The 25,240-nt window shown below is 36.4% G+C and carries 22 protein-coding genes; 8 read left to right on the top strand and 14 right to left on the bottom strand.

The window, feature by feature from the left end:
* Positions 1-232: 232 nt before the first annotated feature.
* Both AC5YGI_RS03105 and AC5YGI_RS03100 read right to left on the bottom strand, forming a co-directional pair.
* On the bottom strand, positions 233-1,417 hold the full coding sequence (locus AC5YGI_RS03105) for a DUF1501 domain-containing protein (protein WP_330745601.1): 1,185 nt from the start codon (positions 1,415-1,417) through the stop codon (positions 233-235).
* Between the two features lie 153 nt (positions 1,418-1,570).
* Positions 1,571-3,001, bottom strand: a complete 1,431-nt coding sequence (locus AC5YGI_RS03100; RefSeq protein ID WP_496167485.1) for a DUF1800 domain-containing protein — start codon at positions 2,999-3,001, stop codon at positions 1,571-1,573.
* A 359-nt stretch (positions 3,002-3,360) separates the two neighbouring features.
* Between AC5YGI_RS03100 and AC5YGI_RS03095 the strand changes: the two genes are divergently transcribed.
* The 7 genes from AC5YGI_RS03095 (at position 3,361) to AC5YGI_RS03065 (ending at position 10,231) form a co-directional block, all read left to right on the top strand.
* Positions 3,361-3,924, top strand: coding sequence for a hypothetical protein (locus tag AC5YGI_RS03095; protein ID WP_330745603.1), 564 nt, complete (start codon positions 3,361-3,363; stop codon positions 3,922-3,924).
* Positions 3,925-4,040: 116 nt separating this feature from the next.
* Positions 4,041-5,090, top strand: coding sequence for a glucokinase (locus tag AC5YGI_RS03090; RefSeq protein ID WP_496167483.1), 1,050 nt, complete (start codon positions 4,041-4,043; stop codon positions 5,088-5,090).
* Positions 5,091-5,233: 143 nt separating this feature from the next.
* The gene (locus AC5YGI_RS03085) at positions 5,234-5,800 is read left to right on the top strand and encodes a YceI family protein (protein ID WP_202839591.1); all 567 of its coding nucleotides are present in this window, start codon (positions 5,234-5,236) and stop codon (positions 5,798-5,800) included.
* 78 nt (positions 5,801-5,878) lie between these two features.
* Positions 5,879-6,505: a YceI family protein gene (locus AC5YGI_RS03080; RefSeq protein ID WP_062671303.1), complete on the top strand. Its 627-nt coding sequence runs from the start codon at positions 5,879-5,881 to the stop codon at positions 6,503-6,505.
* A gap of 114 nt (positions 6,506-6,619) precedes the next feature.
* The gene (locus AC5YGI_RS03075) at positions 6,620-7,285 is read left to right on the top strand and encodes an alpha/beta hydrolase (RefSeq protein ID WP_496167480.1); all 666 of its coding nucleotides are present in this window, start codon (positions 6,620-6,622) and stop codon (positions 7,283-7,285) included.
* Positions 7,286-7,368: 83 nt separating this feature from the next.
* Positions 7,369-8,712, top strand: a complete 1,344-nt coding sequence (locus AC5YGI_RS03070) for an ammonium transporter (protein WP_330745606.1) — start codon at positions 7,369-7,371, stop codon at positions 8,710-8,712.
* A gap of 100 nt (positions 8,713-8,812) precedes the next feature.
* Positions 8,813-10,231, top strand: coding sequence for an L-serine ammonia-lyase (locus AC5YGI_RS03065; protein ID WP_110009219.1), 1,419 nt, complete (start codon positions 8,813-8,815; stop codon positions 10,229-10,231).
* Between the two features lie 108 nt (positions 10,232-10,339).
* Here AC5YGI_RS03065 and AC5YGI_RS03060 read toward each other — a convergent pair whose 3' ends face one another.
* The 7 genes from AC5YGI_RS03060 to AC5YGI_RS03030 all read right to left on the bottom strand — a co-directional run bounded on the left by AC5YGI_RS03060 (position 10,340) and on the right by AC5YGI_RS03030 (position 19,039).
* Positions 10,340-11,182, bottom strand: a complete 843-nt coding sequence (locus AC5YGI_RS03060; RefSeq protein ID WP_330745607.1) for a prephenate dehydrogenase — start codon at positions 11,180-11,182, stop codon at positions 10,340-10,342.
* A 239-nt stretch (positions 11,183-11,421) separates the two neighbouring features.
* Positions 11,422-11,958: a hypothetical protein gene (locus AC5YGI_RS03055; protein ID WP_330745608.1), complete on the bottom strand. Its 537-nt coding sequence runs from the start codon at positions 11,956-11,958 to the stop codon at positions 11,422-11,424.
* A gap of 13 nt (positions 11,959-11,971) precedes the next feature.
* On the bottom strand, positions 11,972-13,108 hold the full coding sequence (locus tag AC5YGI_RS03050; RefSeq protein WP_330745609.1) for an SH3 domain-containing protein: 1,137 nt from the start codon (positions 13,106-13,108) through the stop codon (positions 11,972-11,974).
* Between the two features lie 165 nt (positions 13,109-13,273).
* Complete coding sequence (locus tag AC5YGI_RS03045) at positions 13,274-14,425, bottom strand: hypothetical protein (RefSeq protein WP_330745610.1); 1,152 nt, start codon at positions 14,423-14,425, stop codon at positions 13,274-13,276.
* Positions 14,426-14,442: 17 nt separating this feature from the next.
* The gene (locus AC5YGI_RS03040) at positions 14,443-17,160 is read right to left on the bottom strand and encodes a glycoside hydrolase family 19 protein (RefSeq protein WP_330745611.1); all 2,718 of its coding nucleotides are present in this window, start codon (positions 17,158-17,160) and stop codon (positions 14,443-14,445) included.
* Positions 17,161-17,163: 3 nt separating this feature from the next.
* A complete protein-coding gene (locus tag AC5YGI_RS03035; RefSeq protein WP_330745612.1) occupies positions 17,164-18,015 on the bottom strand; it encodes a DUF4280 and LysM peptidoglycan-binding domain-containing protein in 852 nt (283 codons plus the stop codon).
* Position 18,016: 1 nt separating this feature from the next.
* A complete protein-coding gene (locus tag AC5YGI_RS03030; protein WP_330745613.1) occupies positions 18,017-19,039 on the bottom strand; it encodes a LysM peptidoglycan-binding domain-containing protein in 1,023 nt (340 codons plus the stop codon).
* Between the two features lie 409 nt (positions 19,040-19,448).
* Between AC5YGI_RS03030 and AC5YGI_RS03025 the strand changes: the two genes are divergently transcribed.
* The gene (locus tag AC5YGI_RS03025) at positions 19,449-20,096 is read left to right on the top strand and encodes a hypothetical protein (RefSeq protein WP_330745614.1); all 648 of its coding nucleotides are present in this window, start codon (positions 19,449-19,451) and stop codon (positions 20,094-20,096) included.
* Between the two features lie 7 nt (positions 20,097-20,103).
* Here AC5YGI_RS03025 and AC5YGI_RS03020 read toward each other — a convergent pair whose 3' ends face one another.
* The 5 genes from AC5YGI_RS03020 to AC5YGI_RS03000 form a co-directional block, all read right to left on the bottom strand.
* Positions 20,104-20,628 carry a hypothetical protein gene (locus AC5YGI_RS03020; RefSeq protein ID WP_496167477.1) on the bottom strand — a complete coding sequence of 175 codons (525 nt, stop codon included), beginning with the start codon at positions 20,626-20,628 and terminating at the stop codon, positions 20,104-20,106.
* Between the two features lie 42 nt (positions 20,629-20,670).
* Positions 20,671-21,162, bottom strand: coding sequence for a hypothetical protein (locus AC5YGI_RS03015; RefSeq protein ID WP_330745616.1), 492 nt, complete (start codon positions 21,160-21,162; stop codon positions 20,671-20,673).
* Between the two features lie 104 nt (positions 21,163-21,266).
* A complete protein-coding gene (locus AC5YGI_RS03010) occupies positions 21,267-23,540 on the bottom strand; it encodes a cation:proton antiporter (RefSeq protein WP_496167567.1) in 2,274 nt (757 codons plus the stop codon).
* A 233-nt stretch (positions 23,541-23,773) separates the two neighbouring features.
* Complete coding sequence (locus AC5YGI_RS03005; protein ID WP_330745618.1) at positions 23,774-24,484, bottom strand: LytR/AlgR family response regulator transcription factor; 711 nt, start codon at positions 24,482-24,484, stop codon at positions 23,774-23,776.
* Positions 24,459-25,232, bottom strand: a complete 774-nt coding sequence (locus AC5YGI_RS03000) for a histidine kinase (RefSeq protein ID WP_227944065.1) — start codon at positions 25,230-25,232, stop codon at positions 24,459-24,461. The genes AC5YGI_RS03005 and AC5YGI_RS03000 overlap by 26 nt, the downstream gene beginning before the upstream one ends.
* Positions 25,233-25,240 lie beyond the last annotated feature (8 nt).

The raw sequence follows: 25,240 nt of genomic DNA, 5'->3' as shown, positions 1-25,240 counted from the left end.
AATTTTCGCCGCCCTCCGGAGGATGGGAATTTTCACGTCTTCAGTTGGTGTATTGGACAGGATTGTTCTTGTATTCCTAATAGCAAAGGCTGGATTTCTACGGAATGACAAACTGTGTGGATATATCATCATTCCAATTGTGTCATTCCTTAGGAATCTCAACATCTTTATTATTTAATTCTTACATAAAAACTTCTTTTAAAAAAAAACTTTTGTGACTTTTGCGGTTTCCCTACACAAAATCATAGATCCCTTCTTTCCATCCCAATACTTTGGAAGAGTCTGCTTTAAGCCAGTTTTTCAGGATTGTTGCGTATACTTTTCTGAAATCTTCCTTATAAATAAGATCGCCATCATTCAGATTCTGCAGATCAGGAAGGGCGTTCAATAATCCTTTTTTCTTAAGGTTTCCGCTGATAAAGAACATTTGATTGGCAGTTCCGTGATCGGTTCCGTTACTGGCATTCTGTGCCACACGACGGCCAAACTCTGAGAATGTCATTAGCAGGATATTTTTGAAGAGCCCATTACTTTTCATATCAGCAACAAACGATTTTACCGCTTCATTAATATCATTGAATAACTTTTTCTGCCGGTCATTCTGGTTGACGTGCGTATCGAAACTTCCGATCGAAAGATAGTATACCCGGGTATTAATGTCAGATTTTATTAAAGAAGCTACCGTTTTGAAGTCTTTTCCCAGCTGAGAACTGGGATAGGCTTGTTCCGTCTTTCTGGCTTTGCTCTTCTCAAAAATATAATCAGCATTATTAATGGTAGAGCCTAAAGTCTGATAAAGGTAAGATACCGTTTCATCATCGTGATGGTGGTCATAAAGAGATTTGAAATATTTTTCCTGGCTGGTCTGATAGAGTCTTTTGGGATCTTTAAAGGCAAAAGCTTTGTTATTTTCACCTTTTAGGGCCAGACTAAGCATATCATCTACTTCCAGTGCCTGTGTAGGATGATCACAGTGATAACATTCTTCGTCCAGAAAACGTCCCAGCCAGCCTGTTTCCAGAAACTGATCACTTCTGCTTGCCGACTGCCAGATATCCATGCTTCGGAAATGCGACTTATCCGGGTTGGGATATCCTACATTATTCATCACAGAAAGCTCTCCGTTATCAAAAAGTTCTTTAAAATAGGAGAGAGAAGGATTAATCCCTGCTTCATCCGTAAGTGGTATTGAATCCTGTATAGCCAGAGTCTTCCTTTCCCTGAAATAAATATCATTTTTTGCCGGAATAATAGTATTCAGCCCGTCATTTCCACCCGTAAACTGAAGAACGACCAGAATATTCTGACTGGGATTCAAAGCTTCATCCAGCGTCATCGCTTTTAAGAAATTAGGTATCAGCATAGAAGCCGTAGCCAGGGAACTTATTTTGAGGAATTCTCTTCTTTTGATTAACATAATTTTGCTTTTAGGGTTTTAAGGTGGCAGATGACAGGTAGCAGGTTGTACGTTACAGGACTGGGCTGCATTATATTTTAGAGCAGCAGAAAATAAATCAGGGGTAGCCAAGTTATTTTGCGACAGCTATTACCTGCAACCTAAAACCTTCACCTAACATAACTGATATTCCGGCGTAGACATCAGGTTGATGACATTCATTTTGATACTCTTGTCAGAAAAATTCCTTACAGAATTCATATCCAGAGTTTGAGTATTCTGCAAAAGATAATCTTCACAGTTTTTACTGGCGAAAATCTTTTCAATACGCTGCCAGTCGATGGTGATATTGGGATTTTTAAAACTTTTGTTTAAAGCTGTTTCCCGGGATTTCATTCCCATATCGATATCATCATCCTGGCGGGGACTGTATTCCAAAGGACGGAGTCCGGACCAGATCTGCGGAACCTGAAGCCTGAGCATCAGGGTAGAACTGTCAATCCATGCCTTGCCGTTCGGCCACCCTGCTACATTGGGCGGATAAAGCAGCATTTGCCCCAGTAATTTCTGATACACGATGAGGTTTTCAGGATTCTGAATATGCATAGGAAGGATTCGCATCATACCGGCCATCAGTTCTATAGGTGATTTTATCCTGTTTGCGATATTCTTCTGATCATAAAACCAGGTGCTTGAAAAGATCTCAGTCATCAGTTTTTTGATGTCATATCCTGAATTGTAGAAGTTTGTACTGAGTGTATGGACGATATCCTGATCCACTTTTTCATTCACAAAAAACTTATAGATCTTTGTGGTAATAAACTGAGCTGTTGTCTTTTGTTCCAGAATCATATGGAGCACATCGCTCCCGTCAAAGTTGCCTGTTTTTCCCAGGAAAGTTTTGCTGCCTTCATCATGGAGATTTTTTCTTTCTTTAAAATTTCCTTCTTTATCATAACTCCATCCTGTAAAAGCTCTGGCACCTTCTCTTACATCTTTTTCAGTGTAATTTCCTCTTCCCATGGTAAACAGTTCCATCACTTCACGGGCAAAATTCTCATTAGGATGGTCTTTTTTATTCTGTTGATTATTCAGAAAATTCAGCATGGCAGGTGACTGGCTTACTTCAAAAAGCAGATCTCTGAAATTGCCGAGTGCATTTTTCCTGATTGTATTTAAAAGCTGTTTGTTGAACTTTGGATTGATCACTCTTGAAGCAAAATGTCCATGCCAGAAAAACGCCATCTTTTCCCTCATCTGTTCCTTGCTGTTAACGATGGCGTTCAGGAAGTTCAGGTTCAGTTCGTTATTTTGTTCCCTGTTGATCCGCTGCATTTCTTTTTTCTTTTCCGCAGGAGCCGTACTGTTCATATAATCTGCTGCCGAAACCGGATCGAGAGTATCATAAGTGATCTCGCTGAAGCTTTCTTCTTTAAATAATTCATTCATCAACGTTTTAATGTTTTTATTTTTCAAATCATTAATTTGATTAACGCCAACACCAAAACCTGCCCGCCAGAGAAGATGCTTGTTTTTTACTAATGAATCTGCCATCATGGAGAATTTATTTTTTGATGTAATTCTAAGAAGAAGGTTAAAATTCATAACGGGTTAAGGATTGTTAATATTGTTTTTAGGCTGGAAGAGGGAAGAAAATGAAGCTGGAAGTTATGGTGTAAAGGAAGGAGAAATTTCTCTTTACTTTCATTATAACAAACGTGAATTTTCATATAAAAGCATATTACTTCTGGCTTCCATTTTCTTTCCTCCTTTCTTTTTTCTATAATTCACTTTTTGAGGTCAGTTTTTGATAAAATTTGTTAAACAAATATTTAATTTTTGTTAAAATTAAAGTGTTGACATTCATTATTTTATAAATTTTATTAATGTTAAAATCAATTGAATGTCTTGGCTTGGCATGATTTTTACATCCTCTTGTTTAGTAAAATTAAAAAATTAGAGTTATGAAAATGTTTAAACAAGCAATAGTACTGGCTGGTATTTTAACAGCAGGTATCGTAAGCGCCCAAAGTGCTCAAATGAACAATATGATCAAGGTAGGTGCAAATGTTGGTTTAGCAGTTCCCGCAGATAACCTTTCTGCAGCAGTAGGAGTGGATGTAGCTTACCAGAATCTGATTACACCGGGATTTGGGCTGGGTATCGCATCAGGATATACTCATTATTTTGGAAAAGACAACAACGGATATAAAAACAATGATGTAGGAATAGTTCCTGTAGCTGCTTTAATCAGAATTTATCCAAAACAAACCGGTTTCTATTTCGGAACTGATTTAGGATACGGATTTTTAGTTGGAGATAAAGCTGTAGCATCCAATACCAACGTTGAAAGAGCAGGCGGAGGTTTCTACCTTAAACCGGAGATCGGATACCACAACAGAGACTGGAACTTCTTCGTACAATACCAAAAGGTTTTTGTAGGTACTAAAGGAGATTTGCCAGGTCAGGACTATAATGTGGGGAATATCGGGGTAGGATTCGGTTACAATATTCCATTAGGAAAGTAGTTAGATTTAATATATAAACAATTATTAACCAAAACCTTTTCACGAAAGTGAAAAGGTTTTTTTGTTCTGTGCAGGATTTACAAAAACAATTATTATATTTGGTAAAATTTGAGGTTATGATTCTGAATCCAAAATTTCCACTTTATTTACCAGGAGTAGAGAACAGTAATAATGATAGTGTTTCTATCATTGGAGCAAGTCTCCGTGAAGATATAACAATCTTAGGCTATTTTGTTTCCGGGAACGGAGGTCTTGAGATAAAAGTAGAAAATACATATGCAACCAAAGAATATGCTTCCTTTTCAGATATTTTAAAGAAGTTTATTCAGGATAATCAGCTTGAAAATGTAAAACGTCTGGGAATGGCAGTGCCAGGTCCTGTATTGGACGGGAAAAGCAGTCCTGCAAGACTAGGTTGGCATTTAGATGTTGCCGAATATACTCGCGATTTCGGGTTTGAAAGAGTAGATATGCTGAATGACCTGGAGGCTTCTGCTTATGGAATGGCTCTTCTTGAAGATAATCATCTTGAAGCGATCTATACAAGCGGACACCTTGAAAAAGGAAATGTAGCAGTTCTGGCTCCCGGAAACGGATTAGGAGAAGCCGGATATTTCTTTGACGGAAAATACCTGAGACCTTTTGCAACAGAAGGAGGGCACTCAGAGTTTTCGCCAAGAACCAACGTAGAAGTTGAATTTTACCAGTTCTTAAATAATATCTATGGTATTGTAAGCTGGGAAAATGTGCTATCCAAGTCAGGGTTATTCAATATTTACAGATTCCTGAGAGATGTGAAAAGACATCCGGAACCGGAATGGTTAGGAGAACGTCTTGCGCAGGGAAATTTTGTAGAAGAACTTTATAAAGCGGCTGTTGAGGAAAATGTACTGATCTGCAGAATCGCTTTGGATACCTTCCTTGAGTTCCTGGCTAGAGAGGCCAATAACTTAACATTAAAGTTAAAAGCTACGGGAGGATTACTGATTGCCGGAGATATTCCACAGATGATTGCAGAATATATTGATAAAGCGAAATTCTATGAGAAATTCAAGATCAGTGATAAAATGGAGGAAATGCTTAAAAACATTCCAATCTATCTGGTCAAGCAAAACCACACTGCATTAAATGGTATAGCACTTTATACGGCTTACTATCATGTATAAAACAAAGCTCCGAAGGAATTCGGAGTTTTTTTATGAGATGATATTATTCATGAAAATTATAAATTTTATTGATATACATCAATGAAATCTATTGAATAAGATACCTACCTTTGTATTGTTAAATAAGTAAACAACTCTATTCAATGAAAAAAATATTTTTATTAGCAGTTTTAGCCGGAGGTTTAGCTTTCGGACAGTCAAAAAAAGTAGTAGCATCTGATGTACACTGGTGGGGATACAAAGTAGCAAAATCTGAGGCCAGCTCTCACGACGGTACTGTAAAAGTGAAGTCCGGAGATATGGTAATGAAAGGAAACCAATTGGTAGGTGGAAGCTTCGTATTGGATATGACTACTATCAGTTCTACTGATCTTACAGGAGAATACCAGCAGAAATTAAACGGGCACCTTAAGAATGGTGACTTCTTTGAGGTTGAAAAATTCCCAACAGCAACGTTCAAAATTACAGGAGTAAAGAAAAACAATGATAAAATCTACAACTCTCTTGTAACAGGAAACCTTACTGTAAAAGGAAAAACCAGCCCGATCTCTTTCCCTGCGAAGATTTCTTACAGCAAAGGAGTAGTAAGTTTAGTATCCAACAAATTCTCTTTCGACAGACAGAAGTTTGATGTAGCTTACAAGTCTACGATGCAGGACGTTTTTGTGAAAGATGATATTGATATGCTTGTAAAGGTAACTGCTCAATAAATTAATCAAAAAAAGATTATTAAAAGTGTAGAAGTTCTACACTTTTTTTTATTTTTGTTGAATTGTAAATAAAAAAGAATGAAAAGATTACTATTGTTTGCTATGGTGTGCGCAAGCATGTCATTTGTTTCTGCCCAGAAGAAATTTGATAAAGTGTCAAAAGTGACTTCATCAGAGATCAGATGGTGGGGGTATAAAGTGGTAAAAACTGAAGAAACTTCCCACTCAGGAACAGTAAAGCTGAAAAGTGGAAAATTTAACTTTGACCATACGGTCCTGGTGGATGGAGAGTTTATTATCGATATGAGAAGTATGATGGCGGGAGATGTTTCTGATGAGGATCAGATCAAGCTTACCAACGATCTGAAAAGCTCAAACTTTTTTGAAGTAAAAAAATTCCCCATTGCAAAATTCCATTTGACTAAAATTATTCCTTTGGCAAACAGTGAATACAATTCTACAGTGTACGGTGACCTTACCCTTAAAGGAGTAAGAAAAACAATTTCTTTCCCAGCGAATGTATACGTTACCCAGTTCACAACTTCTATTGAATCCGCGAAGTTCTCCCTGAACAGAAGAGACTTTAAAGTATTCTATCAGTCTTCATTGAAAGATTATTTCATTAAAAACGAAATGGACATTCAGTTTAAAGTTTCCACAGAAATGCTGGATAACGAGAATAGAGTTCCGAAAAAGAAAAAGTAAATATATTCTATTGATACAGAGGAGCAGTTCGTAAGGACTGCTTTTTTTATTTTCTTTATTTAAAGATCTGATCCCGCACTTCTCTTGTTTCTGTATTTTTTATAAATTAGTGGTATGAAAATTTATATCGTAAGCGGTCTGGGAGCAGACTTCAAGGTTCTTGAAAGAATAGAGTTTCCCAAACACTGTGAATTGATTTTTATAGACAGGCTGATTCCTGAAAAAAATGAGCCTTTCGATGCTTATGTTAAAAGAATGGCGGAAAAAGTAGATGATTCCGAGCCTTTCTGTCTGTTGGGGTATTCTTTCGGAGGGATTATTGTACAGGAGATTAATCAATTGAAACCTGCAGAAAAAGTAGTGATCCTAGGAAGTATAAAATCGGACAGGGAAAAATCCAGATTCATCAGGACAGGGGAGATTACCAAAATTCCAAGAATACTTCCTGTAGGTTTGTTCAACGACAAAGCAGCCAATGTATATGCCGTTGTCCGAAAGCTTTTTGATCCTAAAAACCCGAAACTCCTTCAATATTTTAAAGTAAGAGACCCTTATTACCTCAAATGGTCCGTAGAAAAAGTTTCCGAATGGAAATTTAAAGAGAATCCCAATGTCATTCAGATATTAGGTGATAAAGACATTGTTTTTCCCATCCGCTATTCAAATCCGAATTATGTGGTGAAAGGAGGAACACATCTTTTTCCGGCCACTAAATCCAAAGAAGTTTCCAAAATACTGGCAGAGATTTTTTCTGAAAAAACTGAAAAAGTAATGGATTAAATATTTTTTTAGGGGTGTTTGGTTTAAAAGTGTAGTTTTTATGGAATTTATATTTAAATTTGATAGGGTTAAATATAAATTTTATGAAAGTAGGATTAAAATGGATCGTTTCATTCTCTGTTATCGCAATCGTTGCAATTGGGGGATTATTCTGGAATCCGGCTGCCGATATTCCTGATACAAGGGAATTTTTAAGTGAAGATAAAATTGTTGGCGCTGATGTTGCCTGGATTCTGGCTGCGGCAGGACTTGTTTTGCTCATGACACCAGGGCTTTCCTTTTTTTACGGAGGAATGGTCGGAAGGAAGAATGTAATTTCTACCATGCTGCAGAGTTTTATTGCCTTAGGCGTTATCTCCATGGTTTGGGTAGTCGTAGGGTTTTCTTTATCTTTCGGCGAATCTATTGGAATTACGGTGGCGGGACAGCATTACGGAATCATTGGAAATCCACTCAGTTATCCCTTTTTTAAAGGAGTAGGAAATCTGCCCCATAAACTGATGGCTCCCACGATTCCTTTTATTCTTTTTGCCTTGTTTCAGATGAAATTTGCTGTTATTACTCCGGCTATTATTACCGGATCTTTTGCAGAAAGGGTTCGTTTTATATCTTATTTATTGTTCATTGTTCTTTTCAGTATATTTATTTATACACCGCTTTGTCATATGGTGTGGCATCCTGAGGGTCTTTTAAACAAATATTTCGGGGTAAAAGACTTTGCAGGGGGAACCGTTGTGCATATGAGTGCCGGCTTTGCTGCGCTTGCCGGAGCTTTGGTGGTAGGAAACCGGAAGAATCCTCACCATGAGCCGTCTAATATTCCGTATGTGCTTCTGGGAACAGGAATGTTGTGGTTCGGATGGTTCGGATTTAATGCCGGATCTGCTTTGAGTGCATCTGCATCTGCGGCTACCGCTTTTGGAACAACTACCATAGCATCTGCTTCGGCGATGATGACCTGGATCTTTTTTGACAGAATCAATGGGAGAAGCGTATCGGCTTTAGGAGCCTGTATAGGAGCTGTAGTAGGATTGGTGGCAATAACTCCAGGGTGCGGTTTTGTAAGCATTCAGGAAAGCCTTTTTATCGGATTTATCACAGCAATCGTTTCCAATCTGATGGTGAACTGGAAGGTTTTAAAAAAAGTAGATGATACGCTTGATGTTTTTGCCTGTCATGGAGTAGGAGGGATTATGGGAATGATTCTTACCGCCATTTTTGCTCATGGTGAAAAAGCAAGTCTGCTCCATGGCGGGGTTGATGTTTTTCTTCATCATATGGCAGCCCTTGTTTTGGTTTCTGTTTTTACTTTTTTAGGTTCATTAATTTTATATAAACTTACAGATTCCATGATCACATTAAGAGTTTCTGAAGAGTCTGAAAATAAAGGGCTCGATCTTTCGCAGCATGAAGAATGCCTGCAATAGCTTTTATATTGTGACGATATGTTGATATCATTAAAAATTTGAAGGTATATTTCAGGATTTATCATGTATCTTTGTTTCTGAGGAAAATGACGAATCATTTATGGAATCAATATCGGTTTTTGAAATTATTAAAGTAGGAATAGGTCCGTCCAGTTCACACACGATGGGACCCTGGAACGCAGCGGCAGCATTTATCAGGATTATAAAAAGAGAAAGATCAATAGAAGAAGTTAAAGAGGTTTTTCTTGAATTCTTTGGCTCACTCGCAAAAACGGGAATCGGGCACGGAACTGATATTGCGGGAATGCTTGGGTTGAATGGAGAGGATTTTAAAACGATCAATACTTCAAAAATTGATGAAAAGATAGATTACATCAAGAGTACTCAAACCATTAACCTTGGTGGTGAAAAGGTAATTCCATTCATCTACGGACATCATTTGATTTTAAATATGAAAAAGAGCCTTGATTTTCATCCGAACGGAATGATCTTCAGAGCTGTTTTCGAAGACGGAACTGAACTTGTGCAGGATTTTTATTCTGTAGGAGGAGGGTTCATTGCCAGTCAGGAAAAAAACTCTATTCAGAAGCAGTGTGTACGTACGCTGTATCCTTGTCATAAAGCTTCAGATATTGCAAAATATTGTGAAAAGCTGGGATTTGATAAAATGTCAGATTTGATTTTCATGAATGAAGAAAGCTGGAGAACCCAGGATGAAACGAGGCAGGAAGCACTTTATATCTGGCAGCAGATCAAAGAATGTATCTACAAAGGTGTCAATAAGGAAGGAGTTCTTCCTGGCGGACTGAATGTTTCCAGAAGAGCTGCAGGGATCAACAGAAAGCTGCTCGGAGATAAAATCTATAAAAACAAAGACGAATGGTTCCAGCAGGTGGTAGACGCTGAAGAGAACTTTACAAATATCAATAAATGGATTGCCTGCTTTGCACTGGCTGTGAATGAAGAGAATGCAAGCTTCGGAAGAATTATTACCGCACCTACCAATGGCGCAAGTGGAGTTATTCCGGCGGTATTGATGTATTCTCAGGCATTTACCCCATTTACGAGTGAGGAGGATATTATAAGATTCTTGCTTGTAGCGGGAGAAATCGGGACCTTATTCAAGAAAAATGCAACCATTTCTGCAGCGATGGGAGGATGTCAGGCGGAAATCGGAGTATCTTCTGCAATGGCAGCAGCCGGACTTACAGAAATCTTAGGAGGAAGTGTAGGACAGGTATTGATGGCGGCAGAAATTGCGATGGAACATCACCTTGGATTAACCTGCGATCCAATTAAAGGGCTGGTACAGATTCCATGTATTGAAAGGAATACGATGGGCGCGATGAAAGCCATTACAGCAGCCAATATTGCACTGGAAAGTGATCCCACGAAAGCAAAAGTAACATTGGATGAAGTGATTCTGACCATGTGGGAAACCGCTCAGTCGATGAGTGACCGTTTTAAAGAAACTTCGGAAGGCGGACTGGCCATTGCAGTCAACGTTCCGGAATGTTAATAGAAATCATTTTATTTCAAAATATAAAACCCTTAGCCACTATGACTAAGGGTTTCTTAATAAAATAAAAGTAAAAACCGTCGGGCTTTTAGTATCGTATAAGAATTTTTATCTTAAAATTCCTCTGATTCTGTTGGCGTTGGAAATCAACTCTTCCAGGTATTCATAGTTTTCTTTTTCAAGCGCAGATTTGAATTTTCTGAGCTGAGTAATATGTTCGTTCAAAACGTCCAGTACATTTTCTTTGTTTTGTTTAAAGATAGGAACCCACATTTCCGGATGCGACTTGGCAAGACGAACGGTACTTGAAAAACCGGAACTGGCAAGCTGGAAAATCGTTTCTTCTTCACGTTCTTTTTCCAATACGGTATTGGCAAGGGCGTAAGATGTAATATGGGAGATATGGGAAATATAAGCAGTATGAACATCATGATCTTCTGCATTCATGTAAATCATGTGCATATCGAGAGCATTGACTACTTTTTCAACGGTAGCCAGAGCATCGTCGGCCGATTCTTCTTTGTTGCAGATGACACCAGCTTTTCCCGAGAAACTTTCAGCAATAGCGGATTTCGGACCGTTGTTTTCCGTTCCCCACATCGGGTGGAACGCTACAAATCTTGACCGTTTCGGATGGTTTTTTACCGCATGTACAATGCCTGCTTTGGTGGAGCCTGCATCCATTACCGTCTGCTGGTCAGACACAAGATCCAGAACAGAAGGCAATAGTTTTCGTGCAGCGTCTACAGGAATAGCAAGAATAATCAGATCCGAATTTTTTATTCCATGTTCAAGATCTACTCCCGCATCAATGATTTTAAGTTCCAGTGCGTCATTGATATGCTGTGTATTGTTATCGATTCCGTAGATGAAGCTGGCCAGGTTTTTCTCTCTTAATTTCAAAGCCATCGAACCTCCGATTAATCCCACTCCAATAATACTTATTTTCATCTTTTTCTATTTTTTAAAATAAAAAAACCTCGTCCCTAGGACGAGGTTTTAAATTATATTCATAAGAATCCCTATCCCAGAGCTGAGGTAAAAATTCTATAATAATATGTTCCGTTGTTAAAATTCACGTAGCAAAGGTATAAATATTTTTTTAATGAGACGAAATTTCTTTTCTAAATTATATATAGATGGGGTGAATTGGTGTGTAGAGGGGTATTTTTAGGCTTACTTTATAGATATTATTTCGTTTTATCTAATTCTATCCATTCATTAAATGTAGCTTCACCTCCAACTCCTTTAATAAAATAGGTGTTGTTTTCTTTTTTTATTTTAAAATTAGGTATTGCTGATTTACAGTTTTTCTCGTTTCCTGAATAGTATAATTCTAAAATATCATTTTTTTCAAGAGTTTTATAATCACCATTGCAAATAATTGGTTCTTGATACGTTTCTGTTACTAAGATTGCCTTATCTTTTTTTATACTAAAAGAATATTTAATAAATGCAGTGCCCGTTGTTGTTTCCTCTGTTGCTTGTGTTACTAAAAAATGACCTATAAATTTGGAGTTTATAGTGTTTGAGTTTTCTGATTGATTAATATTAGAAAATTTATTTTTATTGTCATGAATTGGATCATCCGACACATTAAGTTTTGTTGCTGGGCTGTCATTTTTTTTAAGCGTTGATGTTTTAGTTTCATTGACTGTTTGGTTATGACTACTTTCTTTACATGTAACAAGTATAAAAGAAAATAAAATTAAAAAGTTTTTCATCATTTGTTTAAGTTACTTATTCAGATTTTATCCTGCTTTTATGAACATATCCTTTTTTACCTTCTTTAGAAACTACCAACCACCAATCTCCGCTTCGATCTAACACTTCAACCTGTTCACCTGTGTTGATCTTTTGTAGGATTTGGGAAGAAGAGTTTTTCTCCTTTCTTAAGTTGGTAAAACCATCACTATCCTGAATGATAAAATTGGTATTGCTTTCTTTTTGGTAAATGTATTTCACATAGTCTTTTAAAGTAGGTAAATCATAAAATTTATTTTTTTCCAGATTTGATTTATATGTTGGATTTTTATTTAAATAGCTTTCGATATCACCTTGTATTCCAACTCTTAATTCTCTCTCAAATAAATAAGATATTGTTTTTTCAGGTTCAAAATATTCTTTGGGAGATGATGATATTTTACTTATAATATCACCTATTCTTAAATAACCATCACCTTCTTTAGCATAAGAAAAGTCTTCAACTTTACCTTTATAAATAGTAGTTTCTATGTCATCAAATATTTGTTTTTTCAATTTTTTATACCCGCCAGAATCTATAAAAATTAACTGCTCCATATCGGAAAGACTATTAAAATCGAATTTTTTAAATACTGATTCTACAAGCTTTTTATCCTTATTGTATCCATAGTAAACAACTAAATCGTATAAAAGATTTGAATTGTTTGTTTGCAGCCAAACATAAGATACGGGAGTATTATAAAATATATAAGAATTAAAATGATACAACAAGTCAGGATTTATAAACTCTGGTTCGGCAGCACCAGCGTCCTGAATGAAAATAAATTTATTTTCTTTAATAGCTACCTCTGGAAACATTGCCGGACGTAAAGCAATTATGGAATTTTTATAATCTTTCAAATTGAAAGAAAATACATCCAAAATTTTTTGATTAAAGGTATTTTCATCAGGAAATTGAAATTTTCTTTGCTCTAATACTTTTTTTGCTTTATTGATAAATTTAGGAGACAGGTCATCATAGTTTGATTTTGTGCCGTCTCCTTCATCTGTAATGTTATAAGGTTTGTCTTTTAATGAGTTTATTTCTTTGATATTCTGCAAGTGAAGTTTACTTTCTTGTCCGGTGCAAGAAAATAGAAATGAATACATAAGAACTAAAGAAATGTTTTTCATTATTTGTGTTTATTTTAGAGTCCAGCAGTAGATCGCAGAAGTTCTCTTTCTTTCTTTCTTTCTTCTGTTCACATGAGTATGATAGAAATATGAGTGATAGCAAAATGAAAATGTATTTTATCAAGATGTATATTTTTTGTGAACTAGTTTATATTTATTGGCGATTTATTGATAATCATCATCCTGGGGCGAAGTTGTACTCTCGTTTTGTAGATCTCCCCCTTCAATATATTTTTTTAAATATGGATAACCAAAGTAGTTGTGTTTTTTTAAAATATCTAGTACTTCGGGGTGATTCATTGTATTTTTATTTTGAAGGTAGAATAGTGTAGTAGCTTGCGAGTTCCAAGAATCTGTGCTTAAACCTTTATATTGATTGAATGCGGGGATTTCTATATTGGATATATTTGCCACAATCTCAGCTTTCTCGTCTGGTGAGAATCGAGATTTTATACTGTCGTTATAAAGTATATCAATCACATAATTTGATAAAGCAGAGATATATTTATCATTATTTTTAGTTGTGTTTTTTTCTATATACTTAAGTAAATTTTTTCTAATAATTAGTTTTCCCTCACAATTTTTTACAAATAAAATATTTCCTATTTTTTGAGAGGGTTCTGACATTTCTTTGGAATATTCTTGAAATAGATCATTTAGAACTACTTCATTTATTTTTTCTTCTTTATCAAAGCCAAAATTTACAAGTAATATTTTTAAAAAATCCTTGTCATTGGCTAATAACCAAGCTAAGTCTCCTTTACTGTTGTTAAATAAATATTTGTTTCTAGCAATAATGTTTTGATTTAAATTTACTTTCAAATTATTATTTTTTAAGTCCACAATATCATTTAAAAGAGGCAGATCTGTTAAAATTTTAAAATTGGGATAAACATATATATGATCATAAGTGTAATCAAATTCTGTTTGTTTAATATTTTGTTCCTGTGATGGATTGACAAAATAAGTAGTAAAATTGTGATGCTCCTTTACTGAGGTACATGAACAATCTTCCTGTGTTTCAAAAATATCTTTAATTTGCTTTGAAAAAGAGCTGTTTTCAGGTACGTGATAACCATTTTCTTTCAATCCTTGTAAGGTTAACTCTCCACCTAATTCTAAATCTTTATCTGTTAGCTTATACTGATTTAATGTATTTGTGTCATTTTCAGAAAGCTCAATTTTTTCTTGAAGCTTCATATGTTTTTTTATTAAATCTATATCATTATTTATATTTTTGATTGTTGTATTTTTCTCTTTATTTTGACAGCAAATAAGACTTGTTGCTGAAAAGAAAATGATTACAAATTTTTTCATGTTTTATTATTACTAAATTATCTATATCCTATATGAAAATGATCTTGATGAACACCAGTAGCTTTGCCAGTTGTGTTCTTTATTCCCTTTTTATATGCGTAGTTCTTTATAAATTTCCATTTGACAGCTACATCTAATATATTTTCTAAATCTTTAATGAATGCTTCTTCATTTTTATATGTTTTCATAGCATCCTTCCAAAGTGTTTGTGCACCATTTGTACTTCCCGGATATCTTATATCAACATCATTTCCTGCTATATTGTGTCCCGCATGCCCAATATTTCTTCCATCGTTAGCCGAAATATCATTAAAATATAATGCTTTTGAATACTTATTTAATGGTAAAGAGTAAAAGAAACCTAATAATGCAGCACAGACTTTTTCATTTACCCAGTTATCTCCACCTTTATCTCTTGTTCCAAACCTTCCCCAATTAGGTCCTGTTTCAGGAAAAGGTAAAAGATTGTGACTGTTTTTTTTGATATTATAAGTTTTGATTTTTTGCCCTGATTGATAAATGTTATATTCATAATCCATGCTATCGGGTTTTGTGGTTATTTTTTTAACTTCAAAAGTATCTACATTAATATCATATTGATTTTTATCTCCTTTTTCTGTGTTATTATCTTTCTTTCCATATATACATTCGTTTACTCTAAATAAAATAGATGTTATTTCATCGAATGATTTTTTCTTTCCCTTCCAATCTACATCTGTTCCAATTAATTTTGAAATTAAATTTACATTTTTTTCTCCATTAGCTTTTTTTTGAATAGTTCTTTCATCTGCAACCCAGTATCCCATACAAGCTAGCATTGCAACTTCTGCATTTGTGCCTACTTTATTAGCGCCTTCATCAGATATAATTTCAATATTAGCATATTTTTCAGTGTATTTACTAGCTGCTGTATAATTATTTCTACCTGTTAGTTGAATGAATCCCCTTCCTCGATATCTCCAACCATCTCCATCTTTTGTATTTCCTAATTTTGCTTTAACTGGGCGGTTCTTATCATCATATACTAAATTTGCTATCATCTCCTGATTAGCTTTTTGTATGCCATTATCATTCGCTTTATTTAAATCTTTTCGACCATATTTATTCGCATCTTCTTTATGAGTGTCAAAATATGAGAAAGGCCGACTTTTAAATTCTCCATCAAGATAATAACCACCTATTTTTTTTATTGGATCTCCTTTAACCCAATTTTTACCTTTATATTTGTCGCCTTCAATTAATCTCTTAACAGAATAATTTAGCCCTTCATCTTTAATATGTAAAGATGTTCCTGCTTCTATTCTGGTTTGCGCAAAAAAATGAGCTTTATTCCAACATGTATTCATTTGAAATTTTGACATATATTTATTATATGCTTCCATGACTGATTTAAGTTTAGTTTCATCCTTACAGTCAGGGAATATTTTTTTCATTTGATCTAAAGTAATATCTTTATCACAATTCGGACATTTTCCGTTTTCTGGTTTGGGATCTTGCGTTTTTTGCACCCCCGCCGCACTCTTCACCTTCTCCACCTGCATCAGTCCTTCCGAATTTACCCCAAATTTCTGAGATTCCGCAGAAAGGTCTTTGGAGATAATTTCAATGAAATAATTTTGTGCATCGGAATCCGGATCGCCGATATGAGAGTCTATTCCTTTTCCGAATATGTCTTTGGTAATGATAAATCCTGAAGTATCACATACATCGGCAGGAATTTTAATATTTCCGCTTCTGTAAACTTCATCATTGGAAGTGGTATCATATTCCCAGATAACATATTGGATGTGTTTTCCCACCATATTTTTGGAATGAATCCTGACCCTTACTTTATCTCCTACAGCAACTTTGGAAAGTTCTTTTCCTGTATCATCAATGAAAAGGGCTTCTATAATATTGCCTTTAGGATCCGGCTGTTTGGGACCACCTCCTTGTCCGGCCGGGAATTTTGGCGTGTGTTTCTCAGGTTGCGGCTTGGGTTTTGGCTGGTTTTGAGGCTGCCCTTTATAATCAGGGTTGGCTACATCTACATTCACCTGGCTGGCTCCCTGAATTTGCCCTGAATAAGTGGCTGTAACATAATATTCATGATTCGCGCCTTCATTCCTGTCACCTTTCATCAGAAACTGATTGGCCATCTGACGAAGGATTTTTTCATCAGACATCAGAGGTATTGACACTTCTGCAATCCCTTTTTCATTGACGCGAGCCTTATAGCTGCGGGTGTGACGGTTGTTTTTGTTAATACTGGCATCGTGCCCTTTTCCAGGAGCGTCATCTTCCCAAAGGTGAAACTCAATCTCTTTATTAAACATCGCAATACAATGAGCCTGCGCAATAAGAGTATCACGGTAGCTGGCTTTATTGACGTCTTTTGCTCCTCTGTTGAAGAGTACTACTTTATCAATCTTCGGAACTTTGTTGCTTGTTGGTATTAATACACAGCTTCCAGCCAGTTCTCTGGTGGAGGGAAGACCAGGTAAAATACCTTTCTTAGTTTCATAGACTTTCATTTGAAACTCTATTCCCAGCGCAATTTCCCCAAAGTTGTACGTCACCTTTTCACCGGTCTTGGGCTTTCCGGTGATGTCTTTCCAGCTTCCGTTCTTTTGTTTCTTAAAGAGATACCATTCATAATCACCTTTAAGACCAAATGAAAGGCCTGAAGGTTTTATTTCGTAGGTATAAGTTGTTCCTACCAGAGGATTCTGATTCCCGATAATAGTTCCTGTCATGGCTTAGCTATAATAAAGTTGGTCTGTATCTTTTGTATCTTCCTTGAATTCATCAAAATCCACAACGGGATTATAAACCTGCTGTTCCTGCGTACTTGCTTTGGCAACCTGGCTTTTACCGACTTCGCTTTGCTGTCCGTGTTTGAGAATGGTTATTTTCCCTCCCGTACTGCACATGAGTTCTGAGATTTCCGTAAGACAGCTTTTTCCCATCACTTTTACTTTTTCATACGTCTTCTGCCATTTTCCGGCTGGAGCATAAGCACACGGAAGATATCCTCCTGAAGTTGGCTTGAGCTTGCATTGTCCAAACGGCTGTGCCGCAGGATCGAGCTGAAGATCATCCTCTGTTACGGCCAGATAATCAGCGTTTCCTTCTTCATCATTCCAGTAGTGTTTCTGATGGCTGGTCACTTTAAATTTTGGAAATTTAAATCCCTGATTACATTGCACGGTTCCTTTCTGCACAATGAAATATTTTCCTTCATGAGGACTGGAACCACTGTCTTCTTTTTGATCTTCCTTTTCTTCTTTATCACTTTGTTGTTTCGTTTTTCCGGATGACTGCTCTTCATTTTGTGAAGTTTCTTCCGTTGAATTTCCTTCATCAGAACCTACATTTTCTGTAGATTCCTCCTGGGAAGATGCTGCTATATTTTGAGGTTCTGTTTCCTCAGCCATGAGCTGTGGATCTTCCGGAATCAAAATTGTTTTGCCCGGAACAGGTTCCTGCATGACATCTTCCGGCGGACAGTGGAGATTATGGTAAGTTTTTAAAATACCTTCATTTTTCAGCTTAAACTGCCGGGCCAGAGAACTGAAAGTATCGCCTTTTTGTGTGACATAATTTTTCATATTATCCTTGTGTTATATTGATGTGATGTTGGTGTATCAATACCTCTTCATGACTGAGTAAAACCGAGGCTTTAGCCTGAAGAAGATTCTTATTTTTAGTGTGAGTGGTGTATTCTAATACAATATTTCCTGAAGCAGGTCTTGCAGCCGGTTTTTTGAGCCTGATCCCGCGCATGATCTCCTGTGAGGTACATAATTCAGTGATTTTTCCGCTTAAAATAGTCAAAACAGAGTCCTCTTCTTTATTTTTATGTTCAGGTTTAATTTCACAGGCTACCGGAAATGAATTCTGTACAAAATAAAAAGGTTCTGTCCACTTTATTTTTCTCCTGAACCAGTCTGTTTGGGGAAACAGAGTCTGAAACAGCAGTGTACTCTGAAATTGCTGTAATAAAAATGCTTCATTGCTGATGTTCCTTTCAAAAGAATCCATATAATTTCGAGCGACTTCACCTACATAAAACTCTTCAAGATCTTTACGTTGTCTGGTAAAAGTGTCCGTGATTTTTTTATGATTTGCCAATCCTTTTATCCTGCCTTGTTCATTAAGAATAAATTCAAGTGGCATAATACTTTTCATGCAAGCTATCGAAAGGCTGCTTACCTTATCATCCGGTTCATTTCCTCCGGATTTAAAGTCTCTCTGACTGTAGCTAAGGATATACAGACCTGTGTTTTTGTCTTTTCGGAGATTTATATCAATGGTATAACCGATGTTAACCGAAGATTCGAAAGACGTTTCAAAAGTCTCATTAATGCTATAAGTTTGGGCCCAAAAGGAATCGGAGAACTGGCCGGGAAGACTGTTATTCCTTTCATTTTCCTTCTGCGATTCTGTTTTAAAATGAGTAGGGACAAAAATATTTTTAACGTCATTAAGGTTTTCAAACCAGACTTTATCCATTTTCGGGCAATGAGAATTATGAAACAGCTTAAGCTCCTCACTGGTCATACCCAGCCGGGAAGCGATGGAGGTAAGCGTGTCTCCGTTTCGTACCTTATATTGTAAGAAATCAATTTCCATCCAATGTGAATTATCAGATAAAGCTATTAAAAAACTCTGTTGGAAATGAATTTTTGGGGTTAAATTTTAAAAATTGTAGTAGAATTACGACATGAAACTGATGGTGTGAAGAAACCACCCCGTCAAAAATTCTTTGAATTTTCACCACCTCTCCGGAGGATGGGAATTGCACGTCTTCGGTTGGCATGGTGGCCAGATTTGTGACTTCTGATGTTTTTTAATGCAAGCCTGATTTCTACGGAATGGCAAACTGATGGTAAGACAAGTATTCCAATTGTATCATTCTGTAGGAATCTTAGCTGGTATAAGGATTTTCAAAGCTAAAACAGTTATTTGTAACTTTTGTGGTTTCATTATATGCAGTACAACCAAAAGTTATGATTAATTTTAAAGCTATAAAAAAGAAAATATGAAGAATAGATTCTTGCATGGAGTTTTCATAATATTGATCAGTTTGAGTTTTGCATATGCTCAGAAGTCCGGAGATCAGTCGCCTGTTTTTTTCACTATCCAAGCACAGGATACTGTAAAGATGGGAGAAGCATACAATGAGAAAGATACAACAGGAAACAAGAGTTTAAAAAATAGGATAAAACCTATTCAGACAAATTTTAAAAGAATCAATTCCGTGACAAAATGGACTGCTGTCAAAAAGAAAGATATTGAAGGAGAATCTGCAGAAGGCGGGGAAGCCACATTTTATTACACAGATAAAGGTCTTCAAAAAGTAATTGCGAAAAATTATGGAGAAATCGGGCAGAAGCTGACAGAATATTATCTTCTTAACGGACAGCTTTCTTTTGTTTTCGAAAAAGAGTATAGGTATAACCGGCCGCTTTTCTATGATGCTAAAGCAATGAAAGAAAATAATGACACGGAAGCATTTGACCTGAAAAAATCAAAGATTACAATGACCAGAAATTATTTTGAAAACGGAAATATCATTATGATCACCAATACTACAGGACGTAGATTTAGTATCGGTGAGGATTACCCCGCTGAGCAGGAGGAGAAGATCAGAGAAGATTTTAAAAGGCTTCTGAAGCTTGTAAACTAGAGTCGCGTTATGATTGATCAGCCTTGATGATATTCAGTCTTTCCTCAACCTCCTTGATTCTTTTAAGCCAATAGTTAATACCTTCCTGATTGGTCACTGTTTCTTTGAAAGCATTACGGTTGACGGCCCATAGATGTGAGCTGTTTTTCTGATAGTCCAGTTCACGTTCTTTTTTATTTTCAGGCTCTGTGCGGTATCTCCAGAATACCAGAGATTTCATGTATTCTGAACGGACTTTTTCCAGATAATCAATAATAGCCTTGCGGTCCTGTGGAATATATCCGGGACCAGAGCATCCACATGAATGAAAAGTGATTCCAACCGTATACAAATCCCGGATGTGCGCCCATTGCTTGTCATCATTTTTGGGAGGGGATTTAAAGTCAAGTCCCATATTGGCCATCAGATTCCCACATTCCGGGCATTTGGCTTCCACAGAGGTCTGAGCATCCCGGTCCACATCTTTCAGGTGGCGGCGCTTGAATGTTTTCTGGCAGTTGAAACAGGCATAATGACCTTTGTAAACCATCATGGCATATCGGCACATAGTGTTCTCTTAATCTTTGGTTATAAGTTATTTTGTATTTGTTTTTTCCTCTTCATTAAAACTGATTCCCATAAAGCTGCTGGCACTTCGTGGATCGTAGACCGACCATACATTTCCCCAGAGAAATTTGAAGGTACAGCTTGGGTAAGGTGTTTTCTTTTTTTGGGTGGGTGATATTCCAAGGACTTTGGTCAGGAAAGTATTATTCCGGCGGAAAACATTCATTTCTTTTTCCTCTGTCCATTCATTCCAGTCTTTGGCATCAGTCTTTTCAGAGGTATTCATATGGATGGTATCCAGCTGATCTTTAAAAAAGCACAGACTGAAAGATACCTGATATCCCTGTATTTCTACAGGCTTACAATAATACCAAAAATATCCGGTTTTTACATCCCACAGATCATGATACTTTTCTTTATAAAAATCAGACTGTTTCAGCTGGTCAAGACTCATTCCTTTATAAAGTGTGGTAGCAAAGGCTTCCAGCTCAATAACTCCATTTTCACTGTTAATCAGCATGTCCCAAAAAATTGAAGCTATAAATATACCCGTTTTTTCTTTACAGACAACGAATAATATTTACAGCTTCAACAGAAATAGAAATATCGGTGTGTGTTATTGTGTTATGGATTTGATATTATTAATGTGGATGGGATATCAGACAGCCATAGACTTTTTGTATCGATCAGGTTTTTCCAGCTTTTACTGCTGATGAGCATCAGGTCATGAGAATTCAGGAATTCTTTCTCAATCTTCTTCTCATTGTGCAGCGTAATGTGATTAGGGGCTACCTGTTCAATACTTCTGATCAGTTCTTTTACCTCAATATTATTTCGGATCTGTCCTGCCGCATCCAGAATGATAACCTGGGAATTATTGTTATTAATCAGCCTTTTCGCATATTCAAGAAGGTAAAAATCACTCAGATTGAAGATCGGAACAAATACTTTGTCGGCTGCTTTAAAATCTTTTTCCACCAAAATTCCTACAGGAATATTGGTTTTGTCGAGAATCTGAAGGGTAAAATCGTCAAAAGGAGAATTGTTGAATATGTTTCCTTTGCCTTTTACCGTGTTCAGAAGTTTTTCAGGATTAATAATTTTGGTGGTAAAGCCTAATAGCCTTCCCAATAAACTACCTTCATACATAGATTTCCCAAGCATGATCAGGAGAAGATCATAATGGCCTTTGTTGGTAATGCTGGTAAGATCACTTTCGATATCAGTAGACGCTTTGAAGAGGGTAGTGACTTCCAGATTCAGATCGTGAGAGGTTTCAATGACATTCTGAAACTGCGACTCCTCATACTCGTTGATGTCATAGGCATGCATTTCATCTACCGGAGCAATATTCATCGCAGTGATGCTTTTATTGCCGTTCATTTTATGAGTGAAATTGTGTGCAAGTTTCAACAAAGTACTTCCGGATTCCGGTTTATCAAATGAGAGAAGAACGCGGTATTTGGAATCATTATCCTGAACAGACTCGTCCTGATTCTTTTTAGATTTAAAAATAAAATTAATAAAGTCTAACGCAGGGCCTGTCATGAAAGTGGTGAAAAGTGCCATAATCACAAGCATTGCAAAAATTTCAGGACTTAAAACTCCAAGATCATATCCGATGTTCAGAACAATAAGTTCCATAAGACCTCTGGTATTCATCAGAGCTCCTATCGTTAAACTTTCTTTCCAGTTAATGCCTACAAATCGTGCCGTCAATGCACTTCCTGCAAATTTTCCAAGAACAGCAGTCAGAATAATAAATCCGGCGGTCATCCACAAATGGCTGTCATTCAGAAGTCCGATCTGCGTACGAAGTCCTGTAAATACAAAGAATAACGGAAGTAAAAGTACCAAAGCCACATCTTCTACTTTATCAATAAAAAGCGTACGGAATTTTGTATTCTCAGGCATAATGGCACCCGCCATAAAAGCTCCGAATAAAGCGTGAATTCCGATTACTTCAGTAGCATATGCAGACAAAATAAGGGTTAGAAAGAAAATAGCCACCATGGGTTTGCTGATCGTATTTTTTCCGGCCTGAAGGTCTCCGACTCTTTTCAGGAAAGGTCTTACAATTTTAATCATTAAAAAAACATAAGCAACAGCCATGATAATCACATAGATAGAGCTTGCAAAAGAACCTGCTTTTACAATAGCAATTACGGCAGCAAGAATACACCATGCGGTAATATCATCGGCAGCGGCACAGGTAATAACAATCGTTCCCAGTTTGGTTTTCTGGAGGTTTCTTTCCTGTACGATTCTCGCCAATACCGGAAATGCTGTGATACTCATCGAAATGGCTATGAATAAAGCAAAAGAGGTAAACTGAATACCATCCGGTGCAAATTCCTGATACACAAAATAAGAAAGTCCTATTCCCAATGCAAAAGGAATAATAATACTCGCATGGCTGATGACAACCGCATCATGAGCTTTTTTTCGTAATACACTCAAATCCAGCTCCATCCCAACAATATACATGAACAGGATAAGACCTATCTGGCTCAGAAACTGAAGGTTGCCTAATGATTCTTTTGGAAAAAGAAATGCAGAAAACTCGGGAAAATACATTCCCACCAGTGATGGCCCTAATACAATACCGGCGATCATTTCTCCAATGACCGTAGGCTGTTTTATTTTCATACAAATCCATCCGAAAAGCCTTGCTGTCATAATAATAGTGACAATTTGCGCCAATAATAAGGCAAGCGGATGGTGAAGATTTGTTTTAAAGGATTCCAGGAAATTATCCCAGGTAGAGCCGGTGCTGGTGTTAGCAATAATATTTTCCTTTACTTCCAGCGTCTGCCCTTCTATGATGAAATAATACATCAAAGCAGAAAAAACGGCTATGGTCGTAATATAGAAAATTAAATTTTTGTATTTCCCCAAATTCATGATTCCAATATTTTATGCAAATTTGATAAGAATATAGTTATGTTAAATATCCTTTTTTTTAAAATGTAACGAATGCTCTGAAAAATGTAATAAAATCTATATGAAAGAATATTTCATTGTAAAATCAAATAAATTTATGCAAAAGTAAAGGGATTACTTACTGAAAAAGGGGAGTTGTAATAAAGGACTTATATTCTGTAATGAAACCGGAAAGATCTGGAAAAGGACTATTTTCCGAACAGTTCCATCAGTGAACTTTTGTAGGCCTCACCGATCTGAAGTTTCAGAAAACCGTGATCTTCCGCAGGAATGGTGGTAATGATTTCGTTGGTTGAAAATACTTTGATGGAAGACAGCGCAATGATTTCTTTTTTATTCACCTGAGCAAAATCTTTTGATGGCAGCATTTCCAGAAGGTTTTTAAAATTCAGGTTTTTTAATACGATGGTTGTTCCGTCAATAAGCATAATATCTTTATCCCTGCTGTCGATTTCAGAGGTTTTGATATAGGAAATCTGTTCTGTGAATATAACGGTTTTTCCAATATTGGTATTCCACTCGATAAAAGTCTTTTTAGGGGGATTTTCCACCAGTTCTTTAGCTTTTTCGAAAGCCTGGATTAATCTTTCTTTTTTGATGGGTTTCCTTACATAATCCACCACATTCAGATCAAAAGCTTCGGCTGCATATTCTTTATAAGCCGTGGTAAAAATGATCTTTTTGGAACCTGAAATAATCTCAGCTACCTGAAGCCCTGTCATTCCGGGCATTTCAATATCCAGAATACACAGATTACAGTCGAGGCTGTCTATTTCATTCAGAAAAATTTTAGGATCATTGAATGCTTTTACCACCTCTACATTCTCAATCTGCTCGCATAGAAGTTTTAAATAGCTGATGGCCAGTAATTCATCATCCAGAATAACGCATTTTATCATAGAATTCTCCTAAATTGATTTTTAATTCCGCGGTAAATATTCCGTTTTTTGAGCTTCTTTCCAGTTGATAATACGTACTGTAGATCATTTTAAGTCTCTGATCAAAAGACTGGCTTCCAAAACCGCTTTTTTCTTTTTCCAGAATATTTTTCAGAGAAGCTTTATTACTGACTTTCATAGTGAAAATACCGTCCTCAAGCTCCATATAAATGGAAATAAAAGAGTCCTGAGCCAGGAAATCCGTATGTTTGAAGGCATTTTCAATAAGATCCACCGAGATCAGCGGAGCAAAGACCTTTTCTTCATACAAAGCATCAGATTTATTGATCCTGGATTTAATTCTGAAGTCAAAAAGAGGATTGATCTTGATTTTATTAATCTCTATAAGGCTTAAAGCAAAATTAAGCTCTTCTTTCGGGCTTACATACTTATTGTTGCTTTCGTATAAAATATAATCCAGCACATTCGCCAGCTTATCCAGTGACATATACGTCTGATACGCGTGAGACTGCACTGAGTTCAGAATATTTTTAAACAAATGAGGGTTCAGCTTTGTCCCGATATGTTCCAGACGAACTTCATTCAGGCGCTGCTCAATAAGTTTATTGGTTTCTGTTAGTTTGGTGTTTCTCTGTTTCAGCTTTTGATTCTGGCTGTAGAGATAAATGCTTATTGTCAAAAAGAGGAAAATGGCAAAAACTCCGATGAATATCAGATAATCATGAATCATGTAGTAATTGCCGTCCATAGCTTGTT

Source organism: Chryseobacterium sp. CS3K3.1 (assembly GCF_059515165.1).
Note: the sequence above shows the minus strand (reverse complement) of the source record. Positions and strands in the feature narration are given on the sequence as shown.